This is a genomic window from Flavobacterium hydrocarbonoxydans (assembly GCF_009789235.1).
Taxonomy (GTDB): Bacteria; Bacteroidota; Bacteroidia; order Flavobacteriales; family Flavobacteriaceae; genus Flavobacterium; species Flavobacterium hydrocarbonoxydans.
Genome location: NZ_WSTB01000006.1, coordinates 168429 through 191222 on the forward strand (window position 1 = coordinate 168429; position 22794 = coordinate 191222).

Consider the following 22794-nt stretch of genomic DNA (forward strand, 5'->3'; position numbering starts at 1 on the left):
CAACACCACTACAAAAATATAAACTACTAGCATTAAACAAATTAACACCTCAACAAAACAAAAAACCAAGTCTATTTTGATATTAAAAAAATAAATCGACTATTTCTTTGCATAACCGTATTTACTGTGTATCTTTGCACCCGAAACATCGCGGGATAGAGCAGTAGGCAGCTCGTCGGGCTCATAACCCGAAGGTCACAGGTTCGAGTCCTGTTCCCGCTACAGAGAATAACCCATCAAAATTTTGATGGGTTATTTGCTTTTTACTATTTACCTCAAGCCTTGTAAATGTTGACACTAACCTAAAAACAAGGTTTACTTTATCGGTTAGATACTGCCTGTTTTCTGCCCTAATTGACAAACCTTCAGGAAATACCAAGTTTTGAATTCTTATTTTACTCTCAATATTTCCCTCTCTCCAGTATTTACTGATGTTCGAAACTTTTTCTATTACCTTATCGATATGCCTGCTGTGGTTAGATATTTTTTTTGCATTGGAGTATATCTGGCTTTCAATCATCTTTAGTTCAGTCTCAAACTGAAGCGTATATCTATTATATTTTTCATCTCCAAAATTTGGGTTTTCAAAATAACGTTTATCCAAATTCTCAATTTTCGATTCAATGTCTTTTTTCTTTGCATGCAAGCTTTTCATTTCCTCTTTAGCTTCTGCGTTCACATCTTCAAAAAATTTATTCAACTGTATTTTAAAAGGCTGTACATATTTTGAGTTTAATGTATATTTTGACAATAACCTTTCGAAAGAATCATTGAGACCTTCTGCTTTTGATTTTTGAGTAGTCAGAGCATTAAAACTGGCATTTTTACATTTTTGGCATTTGTAATAGTGTGCTTTCTTTTTTCGAACCTCATAACTTGTCAGCAGGCATCCACACTCGCATCTTAAAAATCCTGTAAGGGGTCTAAACTCATTAACTTTGGTTTTACAATATTCTTTAACTGCAATTACATTGTTCTCGGAAAGCATATTATCAACTTTCAGGAAATCCTCTTCGCTAACCAAACCCGTCCAGTTTCCTTTTACTGGTTCTTCAATTAATGAATTAACTAAAATCCCACAATAAAATGGGTTTCGCCACATAGAACTAATCCCCTGTTTTGAAATAACCAAATTCAATTTTTCAAGTTTCTGTCTGATCACATAATCTCGTTCCCCTGCAAGTTTCCATTTCCATGCTTTTTTTAAAATCTCTCCTTCCTGATTGATTGTAATAGACTGTGTGTCCTGCATTAAGGCATAGTCTCCTACTTTTCTCCCCCGCATTGTATAGCCTCTGGGAGCTTTACCCAGCCAGTTTCCTGACCTTAACAGTGCTTTCATTCCAGGAATTGTTTTCTCTAACCTGTCCATATTTTCCCTTCTGGCATCCAATAGCTTGCTGTAAATATCCAATTTACTGTATTCATCATTAGTACAGAGTCCTGATGATGTCTCAATCAAATGAACACCCAGTTTATCTACTAGTTCATGTACAATAGTAATAGCATTGCCTCCTGTTCTGGAGAACCTGCTGATAAATTTGATAGCAATTGCAAAGGGTTTCTGCTTTGCACTTTTAACTTCTTCCAGCAGTTTTGTAAATTCTTTTCTTGTGAAATCTCCCGAAGCACTTTCGTAAGTGCCTCCAAGTATATTTTTAAGCGTGTAGCCGTTCTTAGATGCAAACTGAACTATTTCACTCCTCTGCTCTTCCAGACTGTTATTTACTAACTGCAGTTTGGAGCTTACCCTAGTGTAGCCCCAAATTTCTCTTACCTCGTCCTTTTGAGCTAGTTTTTCTTTTTGAAATTTTTTGAAATTTTCTATACTCATCTTTTTAGTTTTAAAAATTATAAACTATTACTGCTAATTGAAACAGGCTATCAATTATCTCCTGACCTTCCGCTTCTGATACTGTTTCAAAACCTTTACAGCTTCGTAATTCTTCAATAGTTAATTTTACCTGATTATTTTTGGCTTTTTCTTTCTGATCATTAAAGACATCTTTCCTTTGTTCAAGCGTTTTATTTATGCCTTCAGCATGTGGCTCTATTAAGTCTCTGCCAACTGCGATTTTTCTTTTATCTTTTTCTTCATTTACCATCTCGCACCTCCTGCTTTAAACTGCAAAAGACCGTTTTTCACGATCTTTCTGATTACACATAATTATATTTATTTTAATAAATATAATTATGTGTATTTAAAGCTATGATGTTTACAGTGTCACTGGTGCTCTTTGTCTTTTAAAGTCGTAGTATCCAAAACAGAATTACAAGCGCACAATTAATTTATACATTAAAAAGCTGCGGCAGAACATAAACGAAAGATACATTTTTTTACTCTAAATAGCAATTGAAAAACATTAATAATTTAAATATCAAATCATTACATTATTAATTAACAAATCATGTTTTATACCTTGGACATGAATCAATACCAGTGCAGACCTACTGCTCTGGGAATTTTCGCTATAATATCAAGAATCTTGTTTCAGATGCCTTTTTTCAAATTCCTCTGTGAGTTGTATAATCCTTTCTGATAGAACAGCTAATTCAATTGTCTGCTTTTCCAGTTTGTACAGATATGCCGAAGCTTTCTTTTCGGAAAATTTTTGATATAAAATCTTCACAACCTGATTATAATTCACCCCAACAGCCCTAAACTGGCTGTAAAAGGAGGTCAGACGCATATAATAATCCATTGTCGCTTTATCAATCTTAACTGTTTTTATTCCTTTTTGAAAAACACACGCTGTAATAAAGTGTGCCATTACATGCATCCCTGAGGTTTCAAAAAGAGTCAGGAAACGGGCATTTTCTTCTGCAGTAAGACTGATGGAATAGCGATGGATGGCGGGATCTAGTTTGGATGGTCTGCCTCCTTTATTCCGATTCTTTCTTTCTTCATTTTCCATGATTTCAATTAATAGTATTAATAAAGCCAATATATTTTATAATGAGCATTAGTGACCTAGTGTGGCAGTAATTGGAAGTGTTTGGAGACATTTGGCACATACAATCTTAAACCTATAAAACTGGGCATCCGCTGTCAAATAAAGCCACCAGAGGACACTTGAAGAGAACAGGATTTTTTCAGAATTAATTTTCTGAAAAACATGAAATTATGCTCTACAAAGAAACAGTCAGCAATCAGATGTGGGAACTTCTGCAAAAGCTTATGAAAGACCAGAAATTGAAAGAATATGTACTGGTTGGAGGTACGGCACTTTCTTTAAAATTAGGACACCGCTTATCGGTAGATATTGATCTTTTCACAACAAAAGATTTTGATCCACAGATAATGATGCAATATCTACAGAAAGTCTATGGCGCAGATGAAAAGGAAAGCAGGATATACAACAATACAGTTCTTACCTACATAGATGATATCAAAGTTGATATTGTAACCCACAAATACCCTCTTCTGAATCCTGTTGAAAATACAGAAGGAATCCGCATGATCTCCAATGAAGATATTGGAGCTATGAAACTACATGCCATTTTTCAAAGCGGACAAAGATTAAAAGATTTTGTGGATATGTATTTTCTACTGGAACACAATCCCCTGAAATTCTATATTCAGGCTTATGAAAGAAAATATGACGGAAATGCCTTTTGGGCAAAACATGCTCTTAGTTATTTTGGAAATATCAATCAAGAATATGATGTTTCAATGGTTAAAGGGAAAGAGAAAAACTGGCTAAAAATGTCTGAACGTCTTAAAAAAGCTGTCGCTTATCCGGAGCGGAAATTCGTAATTCAGAACCAGGACAATAAAATTAAAAATCCCAATAAAGGAAAAGGTTTTCGAAGATAAAAACGTTGTTAAAACCAATAAAAATCATTAAATTTATAGTATGAAAAAGTCAGAAACGCACAAACAAATACCCAACCTACATCCCAAATTCTTTTGGGATACAAAAATTGACAAATTGGATTGGGAGAAAGCCTATCTTGCTGTGATAGCCCGTATTGTTGAGCGTGGTGGCCAGAATGAAATTGACGAGATCGTGCGTTTTTATGGTCATGAAAAAGTAATTAAGGCTGTTCGTGAAGAGATTTACTTTCTGCCCAATTATGCTATTGAAGATGCCCTTAAATTCTTTCCCGAACTCAAAAAGGAAGAAATGTACTGCTACCTCAACCGTAAGGACAAACCCTATCACTGGATTTAGTCCTGCATTTAATAAATAAGCCCTCCGACCATAATGATTAATCACTTCACTGCAGTCTGGAGGGCATGTCCATAAACATAATCTTCCATTTTATGTTTACTATCCGCACTATGGCGTATGCTTTCTAAACGATTATACTAATTAAGATATTACGAGCTTAAAATATTAGTTTAAGATCTGTATCTAATATTATAATATTTGCCGGTATTGTAATTATAAAATTCCCGTAATATGTTCTATTTTTATAAGCACTGATTTTTATTCTTTTTTTCAGAAACAATAAAAAAGAAAACGAAGATATGACGGGCTTATTCAGTCTGGCAAAAAGACTTCGGCATAATGTCTTGCTCGTTCCTCACAAGCCACCCTTCGGGACTTATTCCGATTCCTTTTGGCCTGACTGCATCCCGTCGTGTGAAATTGCTTTCTTTTTCTTTTTACCGTTTTTCTGTTTTCTTTGTAAAAGATATTTTTATTGGTATTGTGAAGTTCAATTATCTTTTCAAAATTTACCTGAAATAAAATCGCGAAATTTCCGGAAAAACCATAAAAGCATTTTTACATTTTTATGGTTTTAAAAATGCCTGTACAAATAAGTAAATACTTGCAGGCTTGCATTCCTGCATGCCAGCGTGCTTGCATACCAACATACTTGATTACTTACATTCTTGCATAATTGCACACCTGCTTCTGCCCATGCCTGCCTACCTGTGCTTATACATGATTGATTTCTTGATTGTTAACAAAATATACAAGTTATTACTGCATTAATCTTCCCGAAGTCTGCTGGCTTCCCCAAAGAATACTTTATCAAACTGCGATAAGCCTCTTTAATTGCATATTTCTAAAATAAATAACCTAGACAATTACAAAAAAAAGGGCATCAAGCCCTTTCATTAAATCTATCTCTAAAAATGGTTTCGCAGGAAACCTGCAAGTTGTGTTTTGAGATGCTTGAAATACTTTCCGCATCTCAAAACAACTTGCCCTGCGGGACTGGAAAACACCTCCGAAGTCGGCGTTTTTTTTTTTTAAAATTATAGCTGAATTTAGATTAATTAGAAAAATTGTTATCGTTTTTTTTTATTTCAATGTTTTTTGTAAAGCATATCCATTATTGCCATGGACATAATATGTACATGAAACGTTTTTTGCTATTTAGAATCAACTATAGTTCCATCTTTCTGGCAGTGGTATAGATCGCTAATTTCGTTTATAAGTTCAAATTCATCAATCGGAAATAACTGAAGTGCGCCCCCTAATATTAGCCCGACATCAATATTCTGGTTTTGAATTGTTGGAGGAACTTCTGCACTGTCCCTGTCTAAAGCGATTATGCAGAGCTTCATCAGATTTCTTATAATGGAAACAAGTTCATAATAATCGTATATCCTGATCTCTGCGTTATACATTCCTCTTCTATCCTCGGCTGGTTTCAGAGTATTAAGCAGTCTTTCGCTTAATATTCCGATTCTTTCTAATTTTCTAATTTCATCTGTCTCCATGCCCACTATTCTTAAATTAATTTTACCAAATCAGTCCTGCTCATAAATTTTTAACAGCCCATCTTCAATTACCAGTTTATGAAGTTCATTGCTAAGCTTTGTGATAATCATTTCCATTTGAGAAACCTTTTCCGCGTCAAGCCTTGTTAAGCCATGCGAAACAGTCCTATTTGCATCCAGATAATTAAATACATCTGTCCAGAACGTCTCCATTAAATAATTGTACTTTTTAATATCATTATCCGCGTAAATGCATAAATCCCACAATGCCTTGCTTGAAAGATAATTGGGCATATAATAGGTTTTTACGAAAATATAGGTTCTGCAGAACGAAAGAAAAAACTTTGCAAATAAAGAACCCAGCCCACAGTAATTTTCCTCACTGTTGTGGGCTGTTGCAGAAAACTGCTCCGCACATTTTTCTACCGATTTATAAAAAATGTGAAGGTCACCGTAATAAGGTTTGTGCGGTTCTTCCCAGTGAAATTCTGGATGATACTCATTTGATGAATAAATCAGATAATTTTCTTTTATGACTTTCTCAAAAAAACTCTGATACTCATAGAGGTTATTCTGTATCCAATAACGACTGTGGCTGATCAGAACAAAATTACATTTCCCGCCCGTCTTGCTTTTTAAACAATCGGTAATTATTTTTAATTTTTCATTACCTGCATTTTCGGCAATAAGCAACAGATAATAAATTATTTTATCATTGCTGGTTGTCTCATAAAACGCATAAATCTGTTCTGGTTCTGCCCTTTGCAAAATTATTTGAACAGCTGTATCAAGCACTGTAATTGCAGGCTTATTATTGGTTTGGCACAAAACTTCTTTTTTACCTGCATATTCTTTTTTTATTAGTTTCTTCAGTTCACTCAACCTTTCTCCAATAAGATGGCAGAGATTTTTTTCAGCTTCACCTACAGCTTCAAACATTTCATTACGATACAACGCCTCATCATCGCTAGAAGCTTCCTTCGCCTGCTCAAACAGATCAGTAAGAAAATATCTGCCTTTGGAGCTTTTCACAAAGTATCTTTGAATAGCAGGAATATATACCGAGAGACTGGCGATTCTATCATTTATACTTACAGAGACAGATTTACTTCCTAAGTACAGTTCCTCCAAGTATTGGAAATCATATTCAATAAGCCTTGAATAAGAAGTAAAAACAGCATTTGAAGCACTTTCTGAAATGAGATTTTTGATCTGCCATTTATGAAGTTCATGATCGTGATAAAAATTATTTTCGTAATCATAAAATCTTTTCTTGTATTTTTTCCATTCCCATTGCCTGAAAGTTGAGTTTTCAAATTCTTTATTCTCATAGATTACAGCAGATGCGCGACAATAAAATCCAATAAAAGGATCGCCTAAAGAATAATAATGATGAAGCTTCGAAGAAAAGATAAAGTATATGTTGATCTGAAAGTTTTCTTTAACTTTTCTTACCCATTTACTCTGCTGGAGTTTCTGCACATCCATACCGCTGTCCAGATTTATGATAAGGTTTGAGAAAGCAACAGAACTTTGTCTGGTAAAAAACACCTGGATAATATTATACTTATTTACCAGCTCTCTGAGAATATTTTCCAAATACTCATTTTCGAGTTCTGGAAACGTAATTTTTTTTAGAGTTTTCATACTGTTTTTTTTTGAAGTTTTTATAAAGGTTATTTCATTCGACAGGGGATAAAATATCCCAACACAGCTTCTTTTTTTTAATCTTTTCAATGCCTCTTTCCATGCTAAGCTGTCCTGCATCCAGCATTTTGATTAAATAGATATAAGGAGTTATAATATCATAATCCGATTCTCCTGCGCGCGGAGATAATGAAATGTGCACGATTTCGCAGAGAAAGGATTCAAACTGCTCTAATGATATTTCTTCGAATGCCTTTTGAAATACCTTAAAAGGATCTTTATACTCTTCTTTACTTAGTGAAGCCAGATGAATTATTGAACTGAAGTCGCCCGAACCCTCCACCTGCCATTTCCTGCTTTTTCTTTTCAGACAGTTGCAGACTTTGATAAACGAGCCCAAAGCAGTATAAATTACAAAAACATGGCAAGGATTATCCTGCTTATAAATCTTCCTCCTGTAGCTGTGGATTGCCACGCCGCTTAAAATCTGTTTATACTCATCAAGATGGGAGAAATCAAAAAAAGCGTGAAGAGCATCATATGGATTTCCTGCCTCATAAGCTGACCAAAAATTAGTTCCAAAGGATATTTTATTCTTTTTCATAACGGAAATATTTAGAATTCAAAGCGAAGTTCCTGCCTTTCAACAGGATAAACTATTCCATAAATGGATATAATATCTGACAAAAGGGATATTTTACGGGATATTTTTTTATCTTTGAAATTCAGATTTTTTAATCCCCATGGCTTTATCTTTGAGCCATCAGAAAATTGATAATCATTATGGAACAGAAAATACATCAGGGAAGAAACGTAAAACGCTTCAGAGAAATGCTTAATATAAAGCAGGAGGCATTAGCTTATGATCTGGGAGAAGACTGGAATCAGAAGAAAATTTCTATGCTGGAGCAGAAAGATGTAATTGAAGATAATCTGCTTAAACAAATCTCAGCAGTGTTAAAAATTCCAGTGGAAGCTTTTCAAAATTTTGATGAGGAACAGGCAGTAAATATCATATCTAATACTTTTAATGATCAATCTAATGGATACAATTATTATCCAACTTTTAATATAAATCCAGTAGAAAAATGGATTGAGGCCTTAGAAGAAATTAAAAGACTAAATTTAGAACTTTTGAAAGCCAAAGATGAGCAGATTAAGGTTTTGGAGAAATTACTAAAAGACAAATGAGCTTTTATAAGAAATACGTTAATTCAAACAAAAAGAGACTTTCGAGTCTCTTTTTGTTTGAATATTAACTTTTTTAATTCCCTTTTTAATTCATTAATAAAATGCTTCGGAAATTGTTTTAGTACTTTTCCATAATTTTCATTATTCTTTTTGCTGGCTCTCTTATTTCAACCGCTCGGCTATTTAAATAGCCAAGCGTATCTATTTCCGTTAATGCTTTTATTGCTACATAATAAGGAGCTAATAGAGTATCAAAACCTTTAGCTTCAAGAATTCCCAAAAACCAAGTACCATATCCCAATTTAATGGTAACAGCCCCAAAACGCCACCAATCATCTTGAGTAGTAAGCGGAAGAGATTGTTGTACTTTATTAAATGCCTTTTCAATATCATCTTTTGCAATACCTTCATTTCTATGGTATAATTCAAATAAAGTTTTATTTAGCCAATAACTATCTGCACTCATTTCGTCGATTTCTAATTTGCTAAAATATTCCTCCGCTTGGGGAATCTTATTCATTTTATCTCTATATAAAAATACTAAATTATATTTTGGGACATTTGAATCTAATTGTAATTCTATTGCTCTTTGATATGCTTTTTCAGCCTTGTCATAATCTTGTAAATGATCTTGGTATAAATTTCCTAAAACATTCCAAACAGCTGATTTATTTGGATTTATCTTAATTGCATTTAAAAATGCTTTCTCCGCCTTATCATAATTTTGCAAATTTAACATATATAATGCGCCTAAATTGACCCAAGCTTCTGAATCATTTGCATTCCGTTTAATAACAGCCAAATAAAGTTTTTCAGCTTCTTCATATTTATCTAATTCCGAATGATAAAACAATGCTAAATTAAAAAGTGAATCAGTTTCACTTGCATCAATTTCTATCGCTTTTAAATAAGCCTCTTCAGCCTTATCATTTAGCAAAAATTCATGCCAATAAAGATTTCCTAAATTATTCCATGCTGCACCTATTTTGTCATTTAATTCAATTGTTTTTAAATATGCTTTCTTAGATTCTAGATTTTTATTTAAATTTTGATACACATTTGCCAACTTAAACCAAGCCTCAGCATTATTCTCATTTTTCCCGATCTCTTCTAATAAATATTCTTCAAAATTTATATATTCTTGATTCTTTTGATTATCAATATTTATATTATTTTCCAATCCAAACTGCTCATAAATATTAGGATTTTCTTTTGCTTCATCCCTTAAGTCTTTCTGACATTTATCTTTAAGTTGCTTTTTCAATTTTTTATCTTTCACTACTTCTGCCATTGCTAAATTTAAGGTAATCTGATTAAGACTTCTACTTTCTCTTAATAAGCTATTCATTGCAACGGTATGTAAATCGTCTCCATAAAAAGTTTCCAGAAACTTGGACAAACAATAAAGTTCTTTCTTTTGCCTACGACTGCTTCGACGCATTAAAAACCAAATATTAAAAAAACGTTCACTAATTTGATAAGCGCTCCCTTTAGATTTATATGCATCCAATTTTTCGATCCACCCTAGTTCTACTAATCGCTTTAATTGAGGTGAAAGCTGATTATTTTCTAATCTTGTCTCTGTTCTTAATTGTTCTAGATTTATTGGATCCCAATTTAAAGCTATTGCATCAACAATTATCTGCATCTGAATAGACAATTCTTCAAATCTTGCTTTATATAATGGTGTTATTTCATCAAGTAATGCTTCTAAATCATCATTAATTTCTTTTGAAAATCCTTTTATAATTATTTTAAAGAGCATTACAGCCGTTCTTGGATTTCCACCAGTAAGTTGATGTATGGTTTTTAATCGTGCTATTTCTTCATGAATATTTATTAAAACTTCTTGGGCATTAGTAACTTTTGCCAAATTATTCAAAACCTCCAAAAGTTCTTCAAAACTTAATTTATTTAAATAACTAATTTGAAATGCATCATAAAAAGGGGCACCATAATTAAAAGTATCTTCAATTTCTACTGCACTTGCCCCAACGAGAATTGGCGCATCATTTTGCATTAACCATGCGCGTAAAACATGCTGTTCATTTTTATCAAGTCTGTCAAAAATAAAGCTCATATTATCAATTAATAATACAGCTCTTCTATCAATTTTTTTAGACATCTCAATCAGAAATTGAAAAGCTTGTTTGGCTAAATCTTCTTCATCTTTAATATTTCCAAGTTCTTTAACTTTTGAATCAATTAACTTGACCTCTTCTTTTCTCTTTAACAACTCCAAAACATCGGCCAATGCATCTAAACTGTTTAACCAAAACTCAGATAATTTATTTAAGTTATATTGTTCTTCTGGAAAAAGTAATGGAATAAATTTAGAGTTTTGTTTTCTTAATTCTACTTCTAATCTTTTCAACAAGGTGCTTTTCCCCATTCCTCTTTGACCAATAAACAAATAATGTTGTGGAATACTATTTGATTTTTCTTTATTAATCTTATCCATCAATAATTGAAAATATTTTTGCCTTACAACAAATAAAATTTCTACCGTTTCATCATCTAATCTCTGTGGATTATATAAACCTAATTGGCTTAATGATATATGTTTTAATTTATCCATTATCTTGAAAATCTATTGTACCAAAAATCTCTTAAAAGAGGAGAGCGAAAAGTATATTTTGACTCTTCTTCAATTAGATAACCATCATTCCTAAGCATATATATCAACTTACTCAAAATTAACTCCGCCTTTTCCTGATCGTTAACTATTGAGTTTAAAAAAGACAACAGCACACGTCTGCTCTCTCCCTCTTTAATACTAGAAAGCCGTTTTAATAATTTGCGAGCAAAATCTTGTAATTCTTTATACTCATTTAATCTTTCTTCCCATGTATTAAGATGTTTTTCGTTTAATAATAGATTGTAAGCCTCATCGACAGTTTCAATTGTAATTTCTCGGTCCTCTACTTGTACTAAATGATAAAATTTAAAAAATAAAATTTGTATAAAATAAGGAAGTAACCATCCTAACTTATCTAATTTATATTCAATTATTTCTTCCGATAATATAATATTATCAGATTTAGCTAGTTCCTTTAACATTTGTTTTGCCTTATCTCTCTTAAACGCACCGATTGGATAAGGATCAACATCATTAAAAGTATGACTCAATTGATGTTGACTTGTAAAATTATCGATACCTACAGAACTACAAAATATCCAACGAATTTTAGTTCCTGAGATCTGTCTAAAACTTCGCAACCAGTTCAAAAAGAATTCGGCATTCCTCTTCCCATTAACTGGATCACTTTCCATAAAACTATTTAACAATACAGTTACTTCATCAACCATTATTAATGTGTTTTCTCCATGATTTAATAGCTTTTTTAAATTATCATAAGAATCTTCTTTACCTTTCTGGTACTCAAAACTACCTTTTACACCAAATGCCTCTCCCGAAAGTTTAAATGAAGATAATAACGTTTCAATTATTTCAGAAGATTTTTCTTTTGTCTTTCCCCACCAATCTTGTTTCTGCAGCTCTTTTATAAAAACTTTTAAAAACCCCTCTTCAGATTTTATTTCCTCTAAATTTATCTCCATTGAATTCCAGCCAGCATCTTTAGCTTGTAGTATTATTTTTTTTGCTAAGGATGACTTACCAACTCTTCTTGGCGCAGAAAGTATTATAGAATTTCCTTTCTGAATATGTTTCCAGATATATTCCAATTCCTTTTCCCTTCCAAAGAAATTACTTCCTTCTACTGGCGACCCAGTTATATTTTCAATCATAGCTATTGTTTTTAAAACACAAATATATACATTTTTGCATATGTGCAAAAATGTATATTAAAATTTAACATTCAATAACGTAGAATTAATGAATATAGCCTTTTCTTTTTCCTGTGCAGTAATCACTTTCTGCTTATAGCTTTTCGTTGCTAAAGTTGTTTTGGATATGCAAACAAAAAGTAGAGAAAAAGTTAAGCTACATTTTTGTAACTAGTTAATTTATTAAATTCTTCAATAGTTTTAAAGTTCAAAGCAGAGTGCCTTCTTTTTTTATTGTACCAAATTTCGATGTATTCAAAAATTTCAAGTTCCATTTGTTCTTTAATAATTAGTTTATTTCCATAAATTAATTCTGTTTTTAGCAATTTGAAAAAACTTTCTGCAACAGCATTATCCCAACAATCTTCTTTACGGCTCATACTAAATCAGCGTTATCTTTCGGATTTGCCAAACCTTCCAAATACAAAACCATTTTTCCATTAAGCCAATTGCCCAAATCCTTTGTAGCATCTATGTTACCAGCAGGCTCTTATTCTTCATCACTTTCGTAAGAATCCAAATTAAAAATTCTGTAATTTGGTTTTTGAAAATATGGATAACTTATATTTAAAAGTTTTTGATGGTCAGGAAGATTTCGGAGAGCGGGGGGACAAAACATCTCATTTTAGAGTAGGGTACTTAATCGATTCATTAGTAAATTATTTTAACGTTAATTGCCACAGGTCCTTTATAATTGAAGCCAAGATTAAAGGACACTCTAGAATTTCTATTTATTTCTTCAAAAGCAGTGTACTCATTATCAAACAAAGTAAAATAAATTGTATCAGCAATTTGATTTCTTTTTATAAACCCATAATTGCTAAAAACACTATGAATTTCACCTGTATATATTTCCAAGTCGCCATTAGAATTCCTAATAGTTCCCCTTACAGATGACTTTATTTTTGGATCAAGATTAGCATAACTTAAAGTTTTAAAAATAGGTAGTGCCAAATCAATATCGTTATTTATATATAAAGCTCTTGCGTACCAAAATTGTGCGTGGTATCTATTATCTTTTTTTGTAAAACTTCTTTTCAGATAGTGTATTATGTTTGGCAAGTTCTCTATTTCATTCATACGAATTAAAAGATGCCCCATCTTAAAATTTAGATCTCTGTCACCAGGATTAGAATTTAGTGTTGTCTCTACTGTTTCAATTGCTTTAGGCAAGTCCCCATTACTCTCGTATATATTTGCTAAACTTCTACATAAATAAGTACTTTTTTTATTAGCATTAAAGGCATCTTCCAATAATTGTAAAGCTTTGGGCTCATTCTGAATTATCTTGTTAAAATTTGAATTTGATTCAATAATATGGGATTCATCAGGAAAAAATTGTAGAGCTTTAGAAATTAATAATTCAGTTTCCTTAACAATTTTTTCAAAGGCATAATTATCATCATTATCTAAATAAATTTGAAGTAAATGTAACTTACATTTTATAAGTGTATGGTATGGATGTGCAGTAACAAATTTATTTTTTACAATACTCTCGCAAATTTGCTCAACATCTCTTATTAATTTTTTCTTTTCTAAAAGGTTAGCTGTATGTAAGGCTTTGTTCAAGATTAGTTCAGCTAAAGAGTGTCTTATTAAAGAATTATTATGATTTGTTATTTCATCAGCTTTGTTTAATAATTTCTCAGCAATAATTAAACTACCTCCATTACTTTCCATTTCAAAAATTGCCTGTTGTTGAAGTAATTTTTCATCATTATAACTCTTGTTACTAGCAATGGTATAGATTTGTCTGATTTTTGATGGATCTCTAAAATGATTTAAAAGTTTTTTAGCATTTGTCAGGTATAAAAATGCTTCTTTATCACAGTCATAGTCAATATCCAAATTATTCAGAAGCCTTATGAACTCGTCAAACCTTATATTCTCGTCTGAAAATATTGAATCAATTACAAATTCAGAAATTAGTCTATGACGAGTTTCATATATAAAATCATTAATATAATACTCTCTTTTAGAAAATATTAGTGAATCTAACGGTCTGAAAAACTTTTCTTCAAATTGAGCATAAGTAATATTATGTACTCTTGAGATCAAGCCCGCCCTAGCAAATGTTCCAAGACTATGAAGTAAACAAACTGTTATATACATTTGTTTAGCTAACTCATCAGGAATTGAATGATATTCATCAGTAACAATTTCCTGAAAACTTTTGCCTTGTGTAGACTCATAAAGAGCAACTAATAATTCTCTACCTGCCTTTTCTTCAAATTCTTTAATTTGTACATCCCTAGTTTTGTTTTTTAAATAACCAAGACTATCATGAACTTCAAGAAGATTCAAAAGTGAATTTATTTCTGATTCAGTCAAATACTTTAATATATAAGAATTGGTACAGTAAAATTTTATTCTATTACATTCTACATTCCAAATATTTAATCTTTCAGCAGAAATAATTGTTACTAATGCACTTTCTTTTTTAGATCTTTCAATTAAGTGCGCAATTTCAAGTTCATTATTATAGGCATTATCAACGAATAAAAAAATTCTCTCCTTTACTAAATTATATAATTCTATAATTGGTTCAGCATTTAGTAAAATTTCTTTATTGAGAATTAGACAAATCTTATTAAATGATTTGAATCCTTCGTATGCAACTCTATTTAATAGAACAGTTTTTCCAGAACCCGCGTGACCTAAGATTACAAATAAGTTTTGTTCATTTTTTTCACTATTTAAAAATATCTCTGTTGCAATACCATTTTCTATACTCCTTCTTACATCTAAATTTTGAATCATGGGACTTATATTGTAAACAGTCCCCTTATAAAATTCTTTAGGATGAATTAACTCAATTTTAGGATTATCTTCAACAATGACAATGTCATTTTTAATAAAATTCACCAAGCTTTCACTTGGTTTGTTGTCATTTAAAGAAATTTTATTTAAAATTGAATTGCTCAAATCAAGTTCTAATCTTTTATCTAATTCCTTATCTAAATCATCTAAATTAATATTGTTTGTCAATTCCTCAATAAAGCCTGAAAAGGTATAATTTAACGCTGTAATTTTTTTTGTTGACAGCATTCTTTCAATTGCAGATTTTACATTTGGGGCGATTATATATGACCGCATTCTATTAGTTAGATCCGTATCGAGTTTTAACAAAACTTCTCGTATATCACTATCTTCTAAACTATGTCCAATAAATAATAATGTATGATTTCTCGCCAATTCTACAACTCTTTCAAATAGCCTTTCTCTATTTTTTTTATGTGTTACATATTGATCCGTTGTTAAAATTAATGGTAACTGGGGATTATTTATTTCTGTAATACATCCATGCAATTTTATAAATAGTAAGTCATTTACAGATTTAAGTTTGTCATTAATTCTTTCATCTCGCATGAATTTTACTAGTATTTGCTGTTTTTTCTGAACCTTACTATACGTTTTTTCTATCACTAAATCGTAGTTAGTAGTCACTATTGCCTTCCATCTAAAATGGGGTACTTTTAAATGAAAATCACATGGTTCAAAATCCTCAAAATAGTCCGCAATAAATTTTTGAACTGTATATAAATCATAATCTGAAATAGCTAATTCAGAAACCATAGATAATGATGAGCCTTTTAAATCATCATCAAGAAATTTATCAATTAATATTTCTGCTAATTCTTTTCCAATTGGTACTTTGTTTCCTTTTTGATGAGTTGCACCAATAAGTGCGCCTGAGCCTAGAAACAATACAACATTACCTTCTTTAATTTGTTCAATAAGTGATTTAGGAATCATAATTTATTTTTAAGTCTATTCAAGATTAAGCAAAATTTTATAGTAAAACAAATTAAGTAACTTATTCATTATTATTATTATTTCCCTGCTCTCCGAAGTGTTCTTTATTCACGCTGCGCATTCTCTGACTTTGAGCCATTTCAAACAAATGTAAATGAAAAACGAATACTTCTCAAAGTCTCCGACTTAAAACCATTTTCTTTGAATGTTTTTTCTGAGTATAAAAATCCAAGATAATCATAAGAACTAACCGTAAAAGTCAGGAGACTTTTTTCAGGTTTATAATTTCTAAGAAACAAAAAAATACGCAAAGTCAGAGTGAACTGCCCTCAAAAAGTTAGACACTATTTTGGGGCATTTTTATGAAAATGAAAAAGAAAAAATCGAATTAGAGCATAAGTTAATTTTTGATATAAACTCTAATTTTCAATCATCCTTTTTAGTAAATTATAATCTAAAACCAAATGTTTATATTCTACATCATTGATTACCTAAACAGAAGGAGCTAAAATATATCTTCCATGTCCAGCTTCCCTGATCATGAATCCCTCAACATCAAAGTTAATTGTGTCTTCAATCTTTAATTGTTCCAGAATTTTTTCTCTCAAAAACTGCTTTTCTTCAGTATATTTTTTGGATTTTATCTCATTATAGTATAGAGTATAAAATTTGTCATATTCTGAATCTATATCAATTTTATGGGTTTTAATATTTCTAAACTCAAGAAAATCTTCAACCGTTTCACTTTTTAGTAAAGCCACGAACATTCCCTCATTAGTTTTAAAAGCTTTTTTAAATATTTCAAAATTGGACTTGTGTGCGTTTGAAATGTAAAAATCAAAAAGTTTTATCGGGGCATAACAAGGAGAAAGCGACTTCCATTTACTAAATGAAATTGGGAAAAACCTTTGATAAATTTTTTCAAATTTGTCTATCCCAACAATATGTTTTTCAATTTTTTCCTTATAAAATATTTGGAATGGCATGTTATTTAAAATTTTAACTAATCCCTCTGAAGGTAAAGTAGAATAAAAGCCCAAAAAACCATTACATTTATTTGCAATAACACGATCATTTATATTATTCTCAATAGTAGGCGTTATAGACTTTCCCGAATGAGAATAGTGTTTACAACTCACAAGCCAATCAATAACTGTATCTTGACCACTTACTCCTGTTCTTATTTCTCTAACAATAAGATCTTTACCATTATCTGCACCTCTACTCGGATTTGCTATAATTTCATATCCCAATTCTTGCAGAAATTCACGAGCAAATAATTCAAAAGTATCTTGGTCTCCATCCCCAGTATTAGCTTTAGGAATTTCAGAAAAATTTATAATCATAAGTATCTCATTATTGTTTTAGATACAGGAACTCCATACAAGGAGGTTACTCAAGCATCTTAACAATAAATACTCTCAAATTTTCAAAACTGTAGCTTTATGGCACTTTTTTTTCAAAATATTTTTTTTGACTAGCAAAATAACTGTTCCAAAATGACACACTCCTCAATGAGATTTTAAAATTTGTAAAGTTTTCATCTACAGCATGGATGGTAGTGGATAGTTTAGGTACACAATTTACCTCGCGGGCAGGTAATTTGAGTAATTAAATGATGGGATTTTGCATTAAAATAGCCGATATTAGTAGAGCGGGGAGTTTTGGAAACCTATTAAAATCATGTTTGAGTATTCCAGCGGATACAGGCAAAGCTAGTACAAAATTCTAATGTTTTGGTACGTTTTTGATAGTAAAAGTTAATATTAAAAATCATAAAAATTCATTACTAATATGGCTTTTATTTAATTCAAGGTTTGGACCAAAATTGATAAATTGCAAATTGAATATTAATGCGATTATACATATATTTGTTTTATTTTTAATTCCTATCCTCTTCGGAATCTACTATTTTAAATAAAACTGAATATCAAAAAATATTAATTGTAAATAAAATCTATGAGTAAAAATAAAAACCAATTTGGATGTCTAGTAATTATTTTCGTTTTTGTTTTATTCATTGTTTTATACAATATAATTGAAAGTTCATTTTCTAAAAAGGAAAATAAATTAGCTGATAAGGAAGCTAACGAAAAAACTTTTAAAAAATATTGGAATAACTCTAACATTTTGTTTTTCAAAACATTTAATTGTAACGACCTAAAAAAAATTGAAGCTAAACCAATAATTAAAAAAGTATTTATAATTGAGACTTTTCATAAAGAATTGTGCAATCCTCAACAAGCTTTAAAATTCCATTACATATTTCCTGAAAAAAAATATAGTTCTAAAATAACCGATAGTATAATTAATGCTAATATCTTAATATGGATTAATGAGATTGAAGAAATCGAGGAAGGAAAATACACAAATGGAACAATTGCCAAACGACGACAACTAATGTTAAGTTTTATAGATTTATCTCAAAAAACAATTTATAAAACTCAAATTATTAAATTTGATGGAGAACCTGAGCCAGAAATCAAAGTACGACGAAACACTAAATCTAAAGAAATTAATTTTGGAGAATATCCGAGAGAAAAAATTGTTGAAATTATTAAAAATTTATTAGATGAGTAACTACTACTGGGAAATCATTCTTGAAAATTCTTCAAAAAAAATAACACTGCCTTATCTTTTGGGGGCTAAACTAATATTTTTTAAAAATTCACAAATTGATGAAATAGAAGAATTATTCCATCAAATAATTAATTCAGAGAATGATTCTGTCTACAGTATGTATCATTGTCCTAATATTAGAGAATATGTAATTTTTAAAAACAAATATGGATATTCTTTTAAAGGAACTGAGATACGAAATCCTAAAACAAATATTTTAAAATTAGTTTTTGGATTAAACATGGAATTTCTTGGAAAAAATTTAGACCAAATTCAAAAAAACTTAACTAAAAGATATGAGGAAGATATTAATGCAGGTAAATTTTCTTTTTTAAAAGGAAAATTCCATGAGTATAATAATGATGAAAAAAATGAGATTTTACATTTATCAAATCAGTTGAAGTAAACCTTTCTCATAACTTGTTTTTTAAAAACTTTCAATTGCATTAACAATTTTATAAAAATCATCAATAAACTCGTTAGATTTTTCAAGGTTTCCCGCTACTAAGAAAAACACCACTTGAAAAAGCTGGTGTTTTTTGTTTATAACACTTTAGTTTTATGGATGAATTTATTGTTTATATTCTCTTCTCTGAAAAATTTAATAAAAATTATACTGGTTATACTTCTAATTTAATTGAAAGATTTAAATCTCATAATTCCCTTGAAACAAAAGGATATACTTTAAAATATAGGCCTTGGAAAGTAATTCATGTAGAATTTTTCAATTCAAAATCCGAAGCTATTAAAAGAGAAAAATATTTAAAAACCGGAATTGGAAGGGAATTTATTAAAAAGATAATTGATAATCGATAAACTTGGAGGGCTCATATCCGCCGCGGCGGACACAGGTTCGAGTCTTCGCCGCGGCGAACTACTAAGACAAAAAGCTCCAGATTTCTCTGGAGCTTTTTTTTGTTTAAATGCTGTGTCATGGAACGCGGATGACATGGATTGGCTTTGCCAAAACGCGGATGATAACGGATTTTTTAGTTTAATTTTTTATTAGGACAAGCTTATTGGTAAGATAATAAGTTATATCGTCGGGCTCATATACGCCGCGGCGGACACAGGTTCGGGTCTTCGCCCGGCGAACTACTAAGACAAAAAGCTTCAGAGAAATCTGGAGTTTTTTTGTTTTTATAAAATTATTCTAGCAAATAGAAACAGTCAAAGAATTTTATAAGGTTTACAATTTCTAAGAAACAAAAAAACTGCGCAAAGTTCACATAGAAATTTGCGCAGTTTTTCATAGGAAAACTTCAGAGAGAGGTTATTACCAAATGGTTATTCTGTCTTTCTTCGGTAAAAACATTTTATCTCCAGGCTGTAGATTAAATGCTTCGTAAAAAGGTGTAGTGTTCATTAGAGGACCATTAACACGCCAATTTGGAGGAGAATGTGGATTATTATTAATCCATAAACGAAGGAACTCGTCTTTCATTTTTACCCTCCATATTTTGGCTATAGAAATAAAGAAGCGTTGGTCTGGAGTAAAACCATCAATTTTTTTATTCCCTTTTCCTTGCTCGGTCATTTTAAATGCATCATAGGCAACTGCTATTCCGGCAATATCCGCCGTATTTTCGCCAACTGTCATTGCACCATTAATGTGCAGATCACCTAAAACAGTATAGGTACTGTACATATCGATAACCTGTTGTATTCTTGACTTAAACTGTGCATAATCCTCTTTTGTCCACCAGTTTTTTAAGTTGCCATCCTTGTCATATTGAGCACCCTGATCATCAAACGTATGGGTTATTTCGTGACCTATCACCATTCCGATACCTCCATAGTTAAGTGCATCATCTGCATTATTATCAAAATATGGGGCTTGTAAAATACCTGCAGGAAAAACAATTTCATTGGCAGTAGGGTTATTATAGGCCGTTACTGTTGGAGGCGTAGTAAACCATTCTGATTTATCGACTGGCTTACCCAATTTTGCCAATTGAAATTGATATGCCGCTGTAGCAGCCGAAACCATATTCTCAAAATAGGTATTCCTGGCTATATGTACATTGCTATAGTCTTTCCATTTATCCGGATATCCTATTTTTTTAGTCATGGCTGCCAATTTTTCTTTCGCTTTTTGTTTCGTAGTCTGACTCATCCATTCCAGATTATCAATTCTTTTTGCATATGCTTTCTGCAGATTATTCACGAGGACTAACATGCGTTTTTTGGCATCTTCTGAAAAATATTTTTTTACATACAATTCAGCCAACGCCTCGCCTAAGGTATTGTCAAGTACATTAGCCATTTTTTCGCCACGAGTTTTTTGAACAGCCTGACCAGAAAGTACTTTGGTGTACTCAAATGAGGCATCTGCAAAAGGCTTACTTAAATCATCTGCATATCTTTCTAAAGAATTTGCTTTCAGGTAAATTTTCCAATTATTAATGGGGATGGTCTTTACGAGTTTATTTAGTGCATCATAATAGGCAGGTTGCCCTACATTAATGAAATCGGTTTTAGCACCTAAATTATTTAAAAATGTAGTCCAGTCTATGTTGGGATGTCTTTTTACAAGATCTGATACAGCTATTTTATTATAATTTGCCTGTACATCCCGAAGTTCAACTTTTGTTTTATGCGAAATAGCGAGTTGTTTGTCAATATTGTACACCAAATTAGCATTGTTTTCAGCCTCTTTGGCATTGCTGCCGGTTTGCTCAAATAATGTAGCAAGGTATTTTTTGTACGATTTCTGTATGGCAACAGTTGATGGATCTGATTTGAAATAATAGTCCCTGTCTGGCAAACCAATACCTGTTTGATAGATTTCAGCAATGTTCATACTGCTGTTTTTCTGATCGGGTGACACTCCAAAAGCAATAATAGAAGGATTATTAACCTTCACCTGATTAACGACAAAGTTCATTAAGGACGGTAAATCGCTAATAGCTTCAATTTTAGCAAGTAGCGGTTTAATAGGTTCATAACCGCGTTTGTCAATGGTTATCGTGTCCATACCTGATGCATAAAAGTCTCCTACCTTTTGTGCTATACTTCCTGCCGGATTCTTACTTTGCGAAATACTGTCCAATATTCCCTGCAGGCGAATTCGTTGTGGGTAATTCATAAACATGTAGGCACCAACTCCGGATTGTGATGCAGGTATTGATACAGAATCGTACCATTTGCCATTTACATATTTAAAAAAATCATTACCAGGTCGCAAGGTGGAATCTATTCCAGTGATAGCAATATCTTTTTTTCCTTGGTGTTTTGAGCAAGCTGTAAAAGCTAAGAATGCAATGAAAAGCATTAATGAATTTTTCATAATCTAGATTATTTCTATTAAATGAACCGAAAATGTTTGAAAACCGATGTTCTAAAATTTATATAACTGGAATAGTTACTTTTAAGAGAACAATATACGAATTCAGTATTTAATTCTAAAGTTTATCTACCTATTGTTATAGTTATGAAAATTCCAATCGAATTAGATATACCTGATAATTATCTAATTACAGTAATTCCTTTACCCTCTACGAAGTGTTCTTCTTTACGCTGCGCAAATGACATGTCCGCAGCTTTTCATAAGGAAGACTTCGGAGAGCGGGGGTTCCCATCATAAGTAATTGTCCAATTCAAACTGTCTAAGTCTTTAATTGTAAAAAGATACTTCTTATTGTAAATGTTTTTCTTGAAAATCTCTTTCCAACCATACTTATCCACGCTGTCTTTCTGTACAATGAATAATCTTGCTTTTTTATCTTCTAGTGTATTAAAAAAAGTATCCCAATATCTTGGTGTATCGTAATTTGCAACTGTTTGTCCTTTCTTAATTTCTGTAAAAATAAAAGGGGCGTCATAATCACCTCTTTTAGATTCGTCAAAACCATCTTGATATTCATAATAAAATCCTGCATTATTCATATTGTCATTATCAGAAAAAATGCTAAATATTACTTTATCAGAATTGTTTCTTACAAGTAATTCCCTTGTATCTAGTTTATCACAAGAACAAAAATTGAATAAAAGGAATAAAAAAATAAATGTTTTAGTGTTCAAAATAGTTTTATGTTTTTAGGTGATAGTATAATTTATATTTTAATTCTTCAGATATTGAGTTTGTATCTATTGGATAGTATTATTGTATG

18 protein-coding genes, 1 tRNA gene and 1 pseudogene are annotated in these 22794 nt (G+C 31.3%); 7 read left to right on the top strand and 13 right to left on the bottom strand.

Annotated elements, in window-relative coordinates; translation table 11 throughout:
• Window positions 1-149: 149 nt before the first annotated feature.
• Window positions 150-222, top strand: a tRNA-Met gene (locus tag GON26_RS12435).
• On the opposite strand, the gene GON26_RS21880 is transcribed toward GON26_RS12435, so the two are convergent.
• The 3 genes from GON26_RS21880 to mobA all read right to left on the bottom strand — a co-directional run bounded on the left by GON26_RS21880 (window position 182) and on the right by mobA (window position 2915).
• Window positions 182-1834 (bottom strand): recombinase family protein, encoded by a 1653-nt coding sequence (locus GON26_RS21880; RefSeq protein WP_394350401.1) that lies wholly within the window; start codon window positions 1832-1834, stop codon window positions 182-184. The two genes, GON26_RS12435 and GON26_RS21880, sit on opposite strands and share 41 nt — an antisense overlap.
• Before the next feature lie 10 nt (window positions 1835-1844).
• Window positions 1845-2105, bottom strand: a complete 261-nt coding sequence (locus GON26_RS12445; RefSeq protein WP_160375091.1) for a hypothetical protein — start codon at window positions 2103-2105, stop codon at window positions 1845-1847.
• A 372-nt stretch (window positions 2106-2477) separates the two neighbouring features.
• The gene (gene mobA, locus GON26_RS12450) at window positions 2478-2915 is read right to left on the bottom strand and encodes a conjugal transfer protein MobA (protein ID WP_160375092.1); all 438 of its coding nucleotides are present in this window, start codon (window positions 2913-2915) and stop codon (window positions 2478-2480) included.
• A gap of 209 nt (window positions 2916-3124) precedes the next feature.
• Here mobA and GON26_RS12455 point away from each other — a divergent pair, with 209 nt between their 5' ends.
• Window positions 3125-3817 (top strand): nucleotidyl transferase AbiEii/AbiGii toxin family protein, encoded by a 693-nt coding sequence (locus tag GON26_RS12455; protein ID WP_160375093.1) that lies wholly within the window; start codon window positions 3125-3127, stop codon window positions 3815-3817.
• Window positions 3818-3857: 40 nt separating this feature from the next.
• A complete protein-coding gene (locus GON26_RS12460) occupies window positions 3858-4175 on the top strand; it encodes a DUF6922 domain-containing protein (protein ID WP_160375094.1) in 318 nt (105 codons plus the stop codon).
• A 1154-nt stretch (window positions 4176-5329) separates the two neighbouring features.
• Here GON26_RS12460 and GON26_RS12465 read toward each other — a convergent pair.
• From GON26_RS12465 to GON26_RS12475, 3 genes are read right to left on the bottom strand one after another with little or no spacing between them, the layout of a single operon-like run.
• Window positions 5330-5680, bottom strand: coding sequence for a hypothetical protein (locus tag GON26_RS12465; protein ID WP_160375095.1), 351 nt, complete (start codon window positions 5678-5680; stop codon window positions 5330-5332).
• Window positions 5681-5710: 30 nt separating this feature from the next.
• A complete protein-coding gene (locus GON26_RS12470) occupies window positions 5711-7327 on the bottom strand; it encodes a hypothetical protein (protein ID WP_160375096.1) in 1617 nt (538 codons plus the stop codon).
• A gap of 34 nt (window positions 7328-7361) precedes the next feature.
• The gene (locus GON26_RS12475; protein WP_160375097.1) at window positions 7362-7931 is read right to left on the bottom strand and encodes a hypothetical protein; all 570 of its coding nucleotides are present in this window, start codon (window positions 7929-7931) and stop codon (window positions 7362-7364) included.
• 179 nt (window positions 7932-8110) lie between these two features.
• Here GON26_RS12475 and GON26_RS12480 point away from each other — a divergent pair, with 179 nt between their 5' ends.
• Window positions 8111-8518 (top strand): helix-turn-helix domain-containing protein, encoded by a 408-nt coding sequence (locus GON26_RS12480; protein ID WP_160375098.1) that lies wholly within the window; start codon window positions 8111-8113, stop codon window positions 8516-8518.
• A gap of 118 nt (window positions 8519-8636) precedes the next feature.
• On the opposite strand, the gene GON26_RS12485 is transcribed toward GON26_RS12480, so the two are convergent.
• The 5 genes and pseudogenes from GON26_RS12485 to GON26_RS12505 form a co-directional block, all read right to left on the bottom strand.
• On the bottom strand, window positions 8637-11096 hold the full coding sequence (locus GON26_RS12485; protein WP_160375099.1) for an ATP-binding protein: 2460 nt from the start codon (window positions 11094-11096) through the stop codon (window positions 8637-8639).
• Complete coding sequence (locus tag GON26_RS12490) at window positions 11096-12268, bottom strand: ATP-binding protein (RefSeq protein WP_160375100.1); 1173 nt, start codon at window positions 12266-12268, stop codon at window positions 11096-11098. The genes GON26_RS12485 and GON26_RS12490 overlap by 1 nt, the downstream gene beginning before the upstream one ends.
• A gap of 191 nt (window positions 12269-12459) precedes the next feature.
• Window positions 12460-12690: pseudogene (locus tag GON26_RS12495) on the bottom strand (IS3 family transposase); the annotation flags it as partial.
• 268 nt (window positions 12691-12958) lie between these two features.
• Window positions 12959-16063, bottom strand: coding sequence for an SIR2 family NAD-dependent protein deacylase (locus GON26_RS12500; protein WP_160375102.1), 3105 nt, complete (start codon window positions 16061-16063; stop codon window positions 12959-12961).
• Window positions 16064-16554: 491 nt separating this feature from the next.
• Entirely contained in the window at window positions 16555-17409 is an 855-nt protein-coding gene (locus GON26_RS12505; protein ID WP_160375103.1) for a restriction endonuclease, read from the bottom strand.
• Between the two features lie 613 nt (window positions 17410-18022).
• Here GON26_RS12505 and GON26_RS12510 point away from each other — a divergent pair.
• The 3 genes from GON26_RS12510 to GON26_RS12520 all read left to right on the top strand — a co-directional run bounded on the left by GON26_RS12510 (window position 18023) and on the right by GON26_RS12520 (window position 19498).
• Window positions 18023-18643, top strand: a complete 621-nt coding sequence (locus GON26_RS12510; RefSeq protein WP_160375104.1) for a hypothetical protein — start codon at window positions 18023-18025, stop codon at window positions 18641-18643.
• Window positions 18636-19088: a hypothetical protein gene (locus GON26_RS12515; RefSeq protein ID WP_160375105.1), complete on the top strand. Its 453-nt coding sequence runs from the start codon at window positions 18636-18638 to the stop codon at window positions 19086-19088. Before GON26_RS12510 ends, GON26_RS12515 begins: the two co-directional genes overlap by 8 nt.
• Window positions 19089-19243: 155 nt before the next feature.
• Complete coding sequence (locus tag GON26_RS12520) at window positions 19244-19498, top strand: GIY-YIG nuclease family protein (protein WP_160375106.1); 255 nt, start codon at window positions 19244-19246, stop codon at window positions 19496-19498.
• A gap of 460 nt (window positions 19499-19958) precedes the next feature.
• Here GON26_RS12520 and GON26_RS12525 read toward each other — a convergent pair whose 3' ends face one another.
• Both GON26_RS12525 and GON26_RS12530 read right to left on the bottom strand, forming a co-directional pair.
• Entirely contained in the window at window positions 19959-21971 is a 2013-nt protein-coding gene (locus GON26_RS12525; protein WP_160375107.1) for a M13 family metallopeptidase, read from the bottom strand.
• A 257-nt stretch (window positions 21972-22228) separates the two neighbouring features.
• The gene (locus tag GON26_RS12530; protein WP_160375108.1) at window positions 22229-22705 is read right to left on the bottom strand and encodes a hypothetical protein; all 477 of its coding nucleotides are present in this window, start codon (window positions 22703-22705) and stop codon (window positions 22229-22231) included.
• Window positions 22706-22794: the final 89 nt, after the last annotated feature.